Annotated in this window: 11 protein-coding genes; 6 read left to right on the top strand and 5 right to left on the bottom strand. The window is 40.7% G+C overall.

Annotated elements, in window-relative coordinates; translation table 11 throughout:
- Positions 1–748: 748 nt before the first annotated feature.
- Positions 749–1618 carry a pirin family protein gene (locus GQF63_RS18690; RefSeq protein ID WP_160370776.1) on the bottom strand — a complete coding sequence of 290 codons (870 nt, stop codon included), beginning with the start codon at positions 1616–1618 and terminating at the stop codon, positions 749–751.
- 559 nt (positions 1619–2177) lie between these two features.
- Here GQF63_RS18690 and GQF63_RS18685 point away from each other — a divergent pair.
- From GQF63_RS18685 to GQF63_RS18675, 3 genes are all read left to right on the top strand, one after another.
- On the top strand, positions 2178–2540 hold the full coding sequence (locus GQF63_RS18685; RefSeq protein ID WP_160370775.1) for a BlaI/MecI/CopY family transcriptional regulator: 363 nt from the start codon (positions 2178–2180) through the stop codon (positions 2538–2540).
- Between the two features lie 2 nt (positions 2541–2542).
- Entirely contained in the window at positions 2543–4156 is a 1614-nt protein-coding gene (locus GQF63_RS18680; RefSeq protein WP_160370774.1) for a M56 family metallopeptidase, read from the top strand.
- 163 nt (positions 4157–4319) lie between these two features.
- Complete coding sequence (locus tag GQF63_RS18675) at positions 4320–4940, top strand: trimeric intracellular cation channel family protein (RefSeq protein ID WP_160370773.1); 621 nt, start codon at positions 4320–4322, stop codon at positions 4938–4940.
- 44 nt (positions 4941–4984) lie between these two features.
- Here the strand turns inward: GQF63_RS18675 and def are convergent, their stop codons facing one another.
- The gene (gene def, locus GQF63_RS18670) at positions 4985–5572 is read right to left on the bottom strand and encodes a peptide deformylase (RefSeq protein ID WP_160370772.1); all 588 of its coding nucleotides are present in this window, start codon (positions 5570–5572) and stop codon (positions 4985–4987) included.
- A 79-nt stretch (positions 5573–5651) separates the two neighbouring features.
- Here def and GQF63_RS18665 point away from each other — a divergent pair, with 79 nt between their 5' ends.
- From GQF63_RS18665 to miaA, 3 genes are read left to right on the top strand one after another with little or no spacing between them, the layout of a single operon-like run.
- A complete protein-coding gene (locus tag GQF63_RS18665; RefSeq protein WP_212592656.1) occupies positions 5652–6422 on the top strand; it encodes a hypothetical protein in 771 nt (256 codons plus the stop codon).
- Positions 6423–6476: 54 nt separating this feature from the next.
- Entirely contained in the window at positions 6477–7649 is a 1173-nt protein-coding gene (locus tag GQF63_RS18660; RefSeq protein WP_160370770.1) for a Gfo/Idh/MocA family protein, read from the top strand.
- The gene (gene miaA / locus GQF63_RS18655; protein WP_160370769.1) at positions 7628–8563 is read left to right on the top strand and encodes a tRNA (adenosine(37)-N6)-dimethylallyltransferase MiaA; all 936 of its coding nucleotides are present in this window, start codon (positions 7628–7630) and stop codon (positions 8561–8563) included. The genes GQF63_RS18660 and miaA overlap by 22 nt, the downstream gene beginning before the upstream one ends.
- 50 nt (positions 8564–8613) lie before the next feature.
- Here the strand turns inward: miaA and GQF63_RS18650 are convergent, their stop codons facing one another.
- The 3 genes from GQF63_RS18650 to GQF63_RS18640 all read right to left on the bottom strand — a co-directional run bounded on the left by GQF63_RS18650 (position 8614) and on the right by GQF63_RS18640 (position 11590).
- Complete coding sequence (locus GQF63_RS18650; protein WP_160370768.1) at positions 8614–10167, bottom strand: Rne/Rng family ribonuclease; 1554 nt, start codon at positions 10165–10167, stop codon at positions 8614–8616.
- 275 nt (positions 10168–10442) lie between these two features.
- Complete coding sequence (locus GQF63_RS18645; RefSeq protein WP_160370767.1) at positions 10443–11291, bottom strand: tetratricopeptide repeat protein; 849 nt, start codon at positions 11289–11291, stop codon at positions 10443–10445.
- An 11-nt stretch (positions 11292–11302) separates the two neighbouring features.
- The gene (locus tag GQF63_RS18640) at positions 11303–11590 is read right to left on the bottom strand and encodes an HU family DNA-binding protein (protein ID WP_149527532.1); all 288 of its coding nucleotides are present in this window, start codon (positions 11588–11590) and stop codon (positions 11303–11305) included.
- Positions 11591–11721: the final 131 nt, after the last annotated feature.

Genomic DNA, 11721 nt, shown 5'->3' with positions numbered 1-11721 from the left:
AGGTAGAAGGTTTTTTTGATTCTGCAAAATTTATTTTAAAATAATTTCTGAGGCTCTTTTTGTATGGTGTGTGTTGCTCCTAATTGCTTAGTCTCAACGGCCCATTCCCTTCTGTTTGTCATGGCTGATTCCAGCCGTCCCTCCCTTGCGGAGTGGTGCAAAGATAGGGACAAATTACCTTCACTTCCAAGAGATACAGCAAAGTATTTTTGTGGAAATAGCGTAACTCGCTAGGACATTGCGTGATAAATTTAGCAGACAGGAGATGTGAGTGCGTAAAGGGTTAACCAAGGGAGGGATTTCCCAATTATTTTCTCTACAGTACATTTAGCAAACGAATCACAGAATTTACTAAAAGTTGTATAATATAATTAAATCTTACCCTATCATTAAAGATTAACTTAGATTCTAATTTATAATCCAGAAGTCCCTCCCCTATCTCTCCAAAATAGATGGAACGCAGAACAGAACTCTCAACTAAAATCGAAGGATAAAACCATCATTTCTACTAGATGAAACAATGCATTATGACAACCTGGAAATAAACTACACAACATTAATAGATAGTATAACCTTTTTTATTTTGGTCGATTATATAACAAATTTCGAAATTTGAATTAAAAAAAGAATTGAACAAAAACGGTTAAACGCATTTTTGTAAACTGGATATGACTATTTTATCTAAAAGAACAAATAAGTGGCCCTAACGAACTCATAAGAATTTCCTATGTTCAAAGTCGGGTGAAATCTAATCTTTCAGATATCCAAACTTTCCGGCTTTAAAATCCCGGTATGCTTGTTTAACCTCATCCTCTGTATTCATCACAAATGGACCATATGCTACTATAGGTTCATTTATAGGCGCACCACTTATAATAAGAACAACTGCATCTTGAACCGCATCCAAATCTATCCTTTGTCCACTGTTTTCAAACAAAACAAAATGATCCGTAGCAACAGCATGTCCATTGACCACAACAGAACCTTCCAAAATCAACAAGCCAGTATTATAATTTTCTGGTAATTCAAAATGAACCTTTGCCGTAGCTTTCAATTTGGCATTAAACAAATTCACCGGAGAAAATGTGCTCGCTGCACCCTGTACACCATTAAATTCACCTGCGACCACTTCAATAAATCCTAATTCTCCATCCACTTCAACTTTTGGAATCGAATTATTTTCTAAGGCCTGATATTTTGGAGAAGACATCTTATATTTAGAAGGGAGGTTAACCCATAACTGTACCATTTGAAATTCACCTCCTTTTTTGCTCCAATCCGATTCATGAAATTCCTTATGTAATACGCCGGAAGCAGCCGTCATCCACTGCACATCACCTTCACCGATAATTCCTCCACCACCACTGCTATCAGCATGTTCTACTTTGCCTTTGTAAGCTAATGTCACAGTTTCAAAGCCGCGATGCGGGTGTACTCCTACTCCTTTTGGGATCTCACTTGCTGGAAAATTATATTTTGAATTATAATCAAATACTATAAAGGGATCCATTCTTTCCATTGGAATCGCTGATGGAATAAAACTATGAACTCTAAATCCGTCACCTACAAAATGGGGTAATTCAGGCCTAATTATCCTTTCTACATGTTTTAAATTCATTATACTCTCCTTTTTATATAATACAAAGCTAACCGTTCCTTAAAGGAAAACCATTGATCTATGTTAATAATTCACAAATTCCTATTATATTAATATATAGCAATTATTTGATAGTTCAAACTTGATAAAATATTGTGAAACAATCCGAAAACTCTTTATTAATTCCAATTCTAATTGGTTACAGTTTGATTAATAGGTTGTTGGTAGGTAGAAAATTTTTAGGCCCTTTTTTATTATCAATACCTTTACTAGATTAATTCATAAAAATTCGAGCCTTAACTTTTGGTTTTTTTATCATCGAACGATTCTAAGGATTTTTTCGCTCGCTCAATGTCCGGCTTATTTAAGAATAATAAAATTGTCGTCGCTTTTTATTATTAAAATAATAAAAAGCAAATGGCAAGAAAATACAACTTAAGAACTGACATATATGTGACCAATCTAGATTTTCCAGAGCCAACTTTTGTTTGAAATAAAAAAAACTAAAAAATATTTTGATATTACGAAAACCTTCGTACATTTGATTACGAAACAATTCGTAGATAAAGAAAGGAAAGCAATGAAACCAACGGAAAGTGAAATGGAAATCTTACAGGTATTATGGAAACAGGGACCTTCCAGCGTACGTACAGTATTTGAACAGCTCGATAAAAAGGATGTGGGCTATACCACCATTCTGAAGCTGATGCAGATTATGCATGAAAAAGGCATGGTGGACCGGGATACCTCTTCCAAAACGCATATCTACGTAGCGTTGATCAGCAAGGAAAATACCCAGAACCAGTTTTTAGATAAGATGATCGACACCGTATATAATGGATCGACGGCTCGCTTGGTGATGCAGGCCTTAGGCAACGAGCGAACCAGCAAAAAAGAAATAGAAGAAATTAAGGCGTTCTTAAAATCCTTAGAAAATAATTAATCATGGAAATCCTCCTCTACAAAACCATTACCGCCATCGGGTGGAGCATGCTTCACTCCATATGGCAAGGTGCCATTCTGTATATACTCTTATGTATAGCCATGCTTGCCCTACCAAAGATGCATGCTCGCGGAAAATTTAACTTGGCTTTTATTTTTCAGGGCTTAATGGTTGTCGGTTTTATAAGCAGCTTTTCTTATTATTACCAACTACCCTTGGCGGAAACGGATAGCCTAACCATCCATGCAGACTTGATGGCTCAGTACCTGCAACAGGTGCCTCAGCATGCTTTCGCCTTAGAGAGTCTCTTCCCTTACCTCTTTATTATATACCTATTAGGTTTAGGCATTCACACGCTGCTATTAACAAGAAGCTACCTACAATTGCGTAAGCTAAAATATAAAGGACTCCATGGCAGCCCATTGGATTGGCAGGCACAATTTGAAAAAACAAAAGCATTGTTGGGCATATCAGGCTATGTACCCTTGTTTTTATCGCAGCGCATCAGTGTGCCCATTACCATCGGCTTTATAAAACCAATGGTGCTCTTTCCGCTGGCCTACGCTAATCAGATGGCTATTGAACAAGTTGAGGCCATCCTACTACACGAGTTGGCGCATATTAAAAGAAAAGATTACTTATTAAACCTAATTAAAGTAACCATAGAAACCATGTTGTTTTTCAATCCGTTTACCTGGGCCTTTTCGAAGATCATGGAGCGCGAGCGTGAACATGCATGCGACGATATGGTGCTGGAATTGGTAGACAAACCGTTAACCTATGCGCATGCACTGGTGGAACTGGAAACCCTTCGTCAGGAAAAAAATCACCCATTAAGCATGGCAGCAACAGGCAGAAATAACCTATTTAAACGCATTAAACGCATCACCAAAATGGAAACAAATTACATCTCCGTAAAGCAACAATTGCTGGCCCTATTGATCAGCTCCGTTGCTTTAATCAGCCTAGTCTGGCTATTACCAAGCCAGGAACTGCAGGCAGCAGAACCGGAAAAAGTACAGTTGCAAACAGTAAAGGCTCCCCTTGTACCCTTAGCTGCCTTAGCGCCTGTGCAGGATACCACGAAAAAGAAAAAGGTAAAAACACAGCAGGTCATCGTCAACAGCAGGGCAGATAGTTTAGCCCTACCAAAAGAGGTACAAGCTAAACTAAAGAGCATTAAGGAACAATCTAAAGACATAGAAAAGCATTTCAATTCACCGGAATGGAAGGAGCGAATGGCCTTCATTGAGAAAAATGCACAATCCATCCAAGAGCATTTCAATTCGCCAGAGTGGAAGGAGAAAATAGAAAAAATGACTCAAAAGATTGAGGCGCAATTCGACAGCCCGGAATGGAAAGCAAAAATGAAGGAAATTGAAAAGCAGGGTAAAGAAATTGAAAAATACTACAACTCGCCGGAATGGAAGGAGAAAATAGCCAAAATAGAACGTGAAGCCAGTAAAGTAGAAGCCTATTTTGAATCGCCGGAATGGAAAGAAAAGATTAAAAAAATTGAAGAAACCGGAAAAGACATTGATAAGTATTTCAAAAGTGAAGAGTGGAAAAAGAAAGAAAAGGAATTGAAAGCATTACAAAATTCCACGGAATTATAATGAAGAAACTGCAGCCTTGCAGCTTAACCCTATCTTATGTTTTGTTGTTTAGTCAAGGAGCCTAGCCGGCTCCTTATTTGATTTTACTCCTAGCCTAAGCCGTAAAAAGCCATTTAGCCCTTTAATAAATTTTGTATTATTGTAGCTGTTAACCAAGCAGTATATGGATTTAATCTATGGCATCGATTTATTAGGAACGATGGTCTTTGCAATTTCCGGCGCCATGGCCGCCAACAGAAAGGGAATTGATATATTTGGCGCCACCTTTATGGGATTTGTTACCGCCATTGGGGGCGGTTCCCTACGAGATGTTTTCCTGAATATACGCCCGGTATGGGTGGAGGATGGCAATTATTTACTGGCCATCTTTACCGGGGTATTAATATCGGTGCTCTTCAATAAAAATCTCTATAGCTTTGCGCGCACACTCTTCCTGTTTGATGCGCTCGGTATCGGCTTCTTCACTATTGTAGGGGTTCAAAAATCGTTAAGTTATGAAAGTTCGGCCATGGCCGCTGTTATGTTGGGTATGTTTTCTGCCAGTATGGGTGGGGTAATCCGCGACACCCTGATGAACGAAACCCCCTTGATATTAAGAAAGGAAATCTACGCATCAGCATGCTTGGCCGGCGCCATCTGTTATGTGCTATTGCATATGACACCAATTTCTGAGAATTTCAATGCCTTTATAAGCGCCAGTCTGGTTTTCCTGATCCGCTTTTTATCGGTGCGTTATAATTTATCTCTGCCTAGCGTGCCTCCGGTAGAAGAAAAAGAAACATAAAAAAAGCCAGATTTTTGATCTGGCTTTCTTGTATGTAAGAACGATTATCGTTTCTTCTTTAATTGCGGGAAGCTCATTTTATAAGCTACACGGATTTGCCCTTTTGAAATGGCATCCAACTTACCTTTCAACATCGCTTTGCGCAAAGGCCCTAATTTATCGATAAACAATTTACCTTCGATGTGATCGTATTCATGCTGAACCACGCGGGCCGCTAAACCGGTCAGCTCCTCTTCTTGCTCTTCAAAATTCTCGTCCAAATAATTAATCACGATATGCTCCGGGCGCAACACCTCTTCATTGATATGAGGTATACTTAAACATCCCTCTGAAAAAGGCCATTTTTCCCCAGTTTCCTCCACCATAATCGGATTGATGAACACCCGTTTGAAATCCTTTGCTGTAGGATCGCCTGGTCCATCCTCGTCGTCCTCCCCGAAAGGAGAGGCATCGATTACAAAAACACGGATTGGCAAGCCAACCTGTGGTGCTGCAAGGCCTACCCCATTTGCCGCATACATCGTTTCAAACATATTAGCAATTAAGCCTTTTAATGCTGGATAATCTTCGTCTATTTCTTCGGCTTTCTTGCGCAAAACCGGGTCGCCATACGCTACTATAGGTAATTTCATTTATTATATTTTACCCTGCAAAGTTATTAATAATTATAGGAATGGACGATATTGTTCGCAAATAGCCTAATTTTGCAGCATGAATAAGGGTGGATTAAATGCATTAATGGCATTTCTTGAGGAATCATTAGGTTTTAAACCTATGCGCAGGGATTTTGCATCCTATAGCCTCATTCAGGCAGAAGGCCTCCCCTTTCATATCCATTATTATCCCGATTCCGATAGCCCTACACAAACAGGAAGTAGCGACAAAACCATCCATCTGCGGGAGGCGCAAATACGACGCATGCCTGAGAAGCTTTTTGCACGTTTAAAAGTACAAGCCGGCCAAGGCCGTCGGATCTATGCGCGAGATACCGTTGTTGCGCGTATTGATAAGGGCATGGTACTGGAGTTTCTGCAGGAACAGCACCTGCAAGTAGCCCTTCCGGGAAAATATCGCTATGGACTATTTTTGGCAGGAGAGCTGGTTTCTGTTGCCGTATTTGCCGGAGGAAGGCGCATGCCCGAAAAAGGAACTGATTATCGCTCTTTCGAACTCCTTCGCTTCTGTCATAAAGGTGACCTGCTAGTGGTTGGCGGACTATCTAAGCTTATCAAGCGTTTGGTGGCGGATTTCAATCCGCAAGATATCATGACTTATGTAGACTTGGATTGGACGCAGGACTCTTCTTTGCAGGGCATTGGGTTTAATATAGAAAAAACGCTAGCTCCGCAGCAGTTCTGGATAACAGATCAAAACCAGATACCCATCCACAGCCCGCAGGACATTCAAACATGCATGGAAAAAGCGCCGGACGGCTATCTTCATTACAATAGTGGAAGTACAAAATTAGTGCTGTACCTATAAATCCTTCAAGATTTTACTATATTTATTCTTTAATCAATCGAAATACACTCATTTATGAAACGAAAACTTCGCATGGGCATGGTCGGCGGAGGAAACGACGCTTTTATTGGCGCCGTTCACCGTATTGCTGCCTTTATGGATGGAAAAATAGAATTAGTTTGTGGATCGTTTAGCGTGAACCCAGAGATTTCGCTGCAATCAGCACGCGATCTTTTTGTTCCCGAGAATCGCGTATATGGCAGTTACCAGGAAATGATAGAAAAGGAAGCGCAGCTTCCGGAAGGTGAACGTATGGACTTTGTGACCATCGTGACGCCTAACTTCTTACACTTCGAGCCTGCGAAAATGGCGATGGAACACGGCTTCGATGTGGTTGTGGAAAAACCAATGACCGTTTCCTTAGAAGAGGCGCAAGAATTACAGGCCACTGTAGAGAAAACCGGCAGAACGCTTTGCCTTACCCATACTTATTCGGGCTATCCGATGGTGAAACAAGCCAAAGCCATGGTGAAAGAAGGCCATTTTGGTAAGATTCGTAAAATTGTGGTAGAATACCCGCAAGGCTGGTTAAGCCGCTTAAGCGAGCGTGAAGGAAACGCCGGTGCCGCTTGGCGCGCCGATCCGAAGCGTTCCGGAAAGTCGTTGGTCATGGGTGATATTGGTACGCATGCTGCCCACCTTGCTGAATACGTAACGGGATTAAAGATTCAAGAAGTTTGTGCCGATTTAACCACCTTTGTGGAAGGCCGTTTATTGGATGACGATGGTTCGGTATTGTTACATTTTGAAAACAACGCCAAGGGTGTTTTAATGGCTTCGCAGATTTCTGCAGGTGAGGAAAACGCTGTGCGTATTCGTGTATACGGTGAAAAAGGCGGTTTGGAATGGGCAAACGAAGACCCGAATAACCTGATTATTAAAATGCTGGATCAGCCAAGACAATACTACCGTACGGGAAATGCCTATGCAGCGCCCTTTACGTTAAGTAGTTTTGCTACCCATAATACCCGTATCCCTGCAGGGCACCCGGAAGGCCTATTGGAGTCTTTCGCGAATATTTATCGTAACTTCGCCTTAACGGTTTCCGCGAAGATGGAAGGTCGCACAGCAAGTCCTGAGGAGCAGGACTTCCCGAATGTATATGACGGGGTTCGCGGCATGGCCTTCATCGAAACGGTGGTAAAAAGCAACGAAAGCAACGAAAAATGGACCAAGTTTGTGATCTAAACAACGTTCAAGATATTATCAGTTTTATAAATCGGGCGAAAGAACATCTTTCGCCTGATTTTCTTTGTATCCTCCTTGGCCCCACAGCCTCGGGGAAAACCAAGCTGGCCGTGCAGCTGGCAAAGGCACTGGATGGGGAAATTATCTCCGCCGATTCCCGCCAGGTATACCAAGGTTTGGACATTGGCACCGGAAAAGACCTGCAAGAATACGACGGCATTCCCTATCATTTAATAGATATTATCCCTCCAGATACCCATTATGAGGTAAAAACATTTAGGAAAGATTTTCAGGAGGCTTTTGCAAAGATTAAAGCAAAAGGGAAACTCGCTATTTTATGTGGCGGCACCGGCTCTTACATCCAATCGTTATTGCAAGAACAACCCTATAGCCATATCCCGAAATCGGAGGATTTTCATGTGGAACATCGCGGTTTTACCAAGGAAGAACTCATCGCGCGCCTAAAACAGGAAGCGATTCCTGCCGATTTCCAGATCGATTGGGACAATCATAAACGCTTAGTTCGTGCCCTAGAAATTGTAGCATACCTGAAAACCCATCCCTTGCCAAAAGCAGCAGCGAAACCTCATTTCGATTACCTCATCCTGGGACTTAACCCTGATCTTGCTGAACGCAGAACCCGTATCGATATCCGATTGGAGAAAAGAATAGATGAAGGCTTAATCGATGAAATTCAAGGACTCCTAAATAAAGGACTTAGTCATGAGCAAATCCAATGGTTTGGCTTGGAGTATAAATATGGTTCGATGTATCTCCTCGGCGAACTGGATAAAACAGGTTTTCAACAAAAACTGCAAACGGAGATCCACCGTTTCGCCAAACGACAAATGACCTATTTCCGGAAGATGGAAAAAGATGGTCTTAAGATACATTGGATAAACAAGAGTGAATAGCTTAAATCTAAATCTTTATAACTAAAAAAAGCGACCCGAGGGTCGCTTTCTTACAATTTAATTTCTTCGTCTTTGGCATTAAAGAAGTGGAATTCTGTTAGATAGTAGGAACTCATTTCCTTCACTTTAATCCATTTTCCGTATTTGAAAAACCAGTTCACTCTTCGGGAAATCAGCCCTTTTGTAATATAGGCTGCGATATAAGGGTGAACACATAGCGTTACGCCTTTTTCGTTTTGTTCCTGTAGAATAAAACTTAAATTGTTTTCAATATCGTCCAGTAAGACGATGCTGGATCTAATTTCGCCAGTGCCATCACAAGCCGGACATTTTTCATTCGTCACAATGCTCATTTCTGGTCTAACGCGTTGCCTAGTAATCTGTACTAATCCAAATTTACTAGGAGGGAGAATCGTATGTCTGGCCCGATCACTGGCCATACATTCTTTTAAGAATCCATATAATTCTTTTCGGTTAGGGGCTTTGTGCATATCGATAAAATCGATTACAACAATGCCGCCCATATCCCGCAGCCTAAGCTGACGGGCAATTTCTTTTGCCGCTTCCTTATTTACCATAAGGGCGTTATCTTCTTGATTTTCCTTGTTGGCAATGCGATTTCCGCTGTTCACATCAATCACATGCAGTGCTTCGGTATGTTCGATGACCAAATAGGCACCACCCTGTAAATTGACGGTTTTGCCGAAGGACGCCTTAATTTGCTTTTCTACCCCAAAATGGTCGAAAATAGGCTCTTTACCTTTGTAGTGCTTGACTATCTTTTCGAGGTCAGGAGATATCTCCTTGATATATGATTTGACCTCTTCGAAAATATCCGTATCGTTAACATAGATATGGGAGAATTCATCGGTAAGGATGTCGCGCAATATTGTTGAGGCGCGATCCATTTCCCCAAGTACTTTTTGAGGGGGTTCAGCTGTTTTAAGGCGTTTGGTAAATAGTTCCCATTTAGAAATCAGGTCGAGTAGATCTTTTTGCATTTCTTCTACTCCTTTACCTTCAGAAACGGTGCGAATGATTACCCCGAAGTTTGGCGGTTTAATACTTTCGACGATTTTCTTTAATCTGTTTCTTTCGGCGCTGCCTTTTATCTTCTTGGAAATGGAAACCGAACTTGAGAAAGGAACCAGCACTACAAAACGGCCGGCGATGGATAAGTCAGAACTTAACCGTGGGCCTTTGGTAGAAATGGGTTCTTTTGCTATTTGCACGGGCAACAGCATATTTCGGCTTAATATGTCCGAAATCTTACCTGCTTTGTCAATGTCCTTTTCAAGTTTTAAACTATTGAGCAGTTTCTCTTGATAACTGCCATTCTTTACCACTCTGGTAAGTTTAAGCAAGGATTGAACTTGAGGTCCGAGATCCAGATAATGCAAGAATGCATCTTTTTCGTAGCCTACATCTACGAATGCAGCGTTTAACCCCGGCATGATTTTCTTTACTCTCCCTAAGTAAATATCACCTACCGCGTAGTTATTGTCTGCTTGCTCTCGGTTGAGCTCAACCAGTTGCTTATCCTGTAGTAAAGCAATAGTCACCCCCTTATCGGGGACTGAATCGATAATTAATTCCTTTACCAACAGCTAATAAATTAAGGACGGTTGTGAACTCGCTCCACAACGTATGGTGTCCGGTTAAACAAAAAACCGTTTAATGAAAAAACAATCTATGATGAATATACTATCATAGATTGTATCCACATATGTTTAGAAAAAAGCTTTACAGCTTATTTTTTCTTGTGTCTATTTTTTCTTAAACGTTTTTTGCGCTTGTGAGTAGCCATTTTGTGTCTTTTTCTTTTTTTTCCGCTTGGCATAGCTTTAATGTTTTTAAATGATTATTACTAATGTGTTAATTACTTACTTAGCTCTTCGATACGTCTATCGATGAACTGGGAGAGACTCGGATCGGCGGCCATTTCTTTGCTTTTTTGAAACGCAGCGATAGCTTCGTTCTTCATCCCTATATTTTCATAGCCAGTGGCTAAATAGAAGTATGATTCAGCATCAGGTTTTTGTTCTACAACCGTTTTAAAGCGTTCGATAGCTTTATCGAACTGTCTAGATTGTAGCGAGAAAAGACCTAATGTTTTATTCGCTTCTAAGTTTTTAGGTTCTGCTTGTACTACTTCACGTAAAATAGCGATTCCGGCCATCGGATTGTTTGTTCCGGTAACCATAGCAGCTCCTAATCCTGTTTTGGCATCCAAATTTGCACCGTCTAGTTCTACTGCTTTTTCATAAGCTACAATAGCCTGCTGATTCAGCGCTTTGGCCATGGTACTATCTTGAAGGTTAGTATACGCTTTACGGTAAGCATTTCCTGCTTTTAACCAATAGTCGAATTTAGGAGAAATTTTCGCCATTTCCTCATACAATAATGCTTGAGGGGCAAATTTTTCCACATCATTCCATTTATTGGCCAATTGCTGGTAGAAATCTACTTTTTCTTGGCCATCGGCTTTTTCAGCTTTTGCTTCCAAGTCGTTGATTTCTGCTAATAGGGAAGGGTTTAAGCCGCGTTTTGCAGCTTCGGAGGCCGTGCTCAGGTTCACTTGTTGAGCAGGGGCAGCTGAAGACTCAGCGGCACCTGCGGTATCTTTTTCTTGATCAACCAAGCCCTTCACCGGACGTAACACAAGGAATCCCATAATGAGGACGACTGCTGCAACAACGATGATTTGGATTTTCTTGGTATTTTTCATGAATCGAATACTTATTTTTTATTCCCGTTTTTAACTTTTTCTACAAAAACTTTTGCAGGTTTGAAACTAGGCACGAAGTGCTCAGGAATGATGATAGCTGTGTTTTTAGAGATATTACGTGCTGTTTTTTCCGCTCTCTTTTTTACCACAAAGCTTCCAAAACCTCTAACGTACACATTTTCTCCACCTACCATTGCGTTTTTAACCACTTTGAAGAATGCTTCAACGGTTTCTTGTACATCAACCTTCTCTAAACCAGTTTTGTTAGAGATTTCTGCAATAATTTCTGCTTTAGTCATATCTATATTTACTCTAATTATTCTAAACCCTTGGCATCTTTGCCCTTTTGGGGATGCAAAAGTATTCTTTTAAAATGAGTAATGGAAATATTTTTATGTTTTTTTACAGACCAAATTCCTACTATTCAAGT

This window comes from Sphingobacterium humi, from assembly GCF_009768885.1.
Lineage (GTDB): Bacteria > Bacteroidota > Bacteroidia > Sphingobacteriales > Sphingobacteriaceae > Sphingobacterium > Sphingobacterium humi.
The sequence above is the reverse complement of the archived record's forward strand: the minus strand, read 5'-3'. Positions and strand labels throughout refer to the sequence as shown.

Excerpts from the sequence above, each read along its gene's own strand:
- GQF63_RS18680 (WP_160370774.1), top strand. The coding sequence starts at position 2,543 with ATGGAAATCCTCCTCTACAAAACCATTACCGCCATCGGGTGGAGCATG.
- GQF63_RS18690 (WP_160370776.1), bottom strand. The coding sequence starts at position 1,618 with ATGAATTTAAAACATGTAGAAAGGATAATTAGGCCTGAATTACCCCAT.
- GQF63_RS18645 (WP_160370767.1), bottom strand. The coding sequence starts at position 11,291 with ATGAAAAATACCAAGAAAATCCAAATCATCGTTGTTGCAGCAGTCGTC.
- miaA (WP_160370769.1), top strand. The coding sequence starts at position 7,628 with ATGGACCAAGTTTGTGATCTAAACAACGTTCAAGATATTATCAGTTTT.
- GQF63_RS18640 (WP_149527532.1), bottom strand. The coding sequence starts at position 11,590 with ATGACTAAAGCAGAAATTATTGCAGAAATCTCTAACAAAACTGGTTTA.
- GQF63_RS18685 (WP_160370775.1), top strand. The coding sequence starts at position 2,178 with ATGAAACCAACGGAAAGTGAAATGGAAATCTTACAGGTATTATGGAAA.
- GQF63_RS18665 (WP_212592656.1), top strand. The coding sequence starts at position 5,652 with ATGAATAAGGGTGGATTAAATGCATTAATGGCATTTCTTGAGGAATCA.
- GQF63_RS18660 (WP_160370770.1), top strand. The coding sequence starts at position 6,477 with ATGAAACGAAAACTTCGCATGGGCATGGTCGGCGGAGGAAACGACGCT.
- def (WP_160370772.1), bottom strand. The coding sequence starts at position 5,572 with ATGAAATTACCTATAGTAGCGTATGGCGACCCGGTTTTGCGCAAGAAA.
- GQF63_RS18675 (WP_160370773.1), top strand. The coding sequence starts at position 4,320 with ATGGATTTAATCTATGGCATCGATTTATTAGGAACGATGGTCTTTGCA.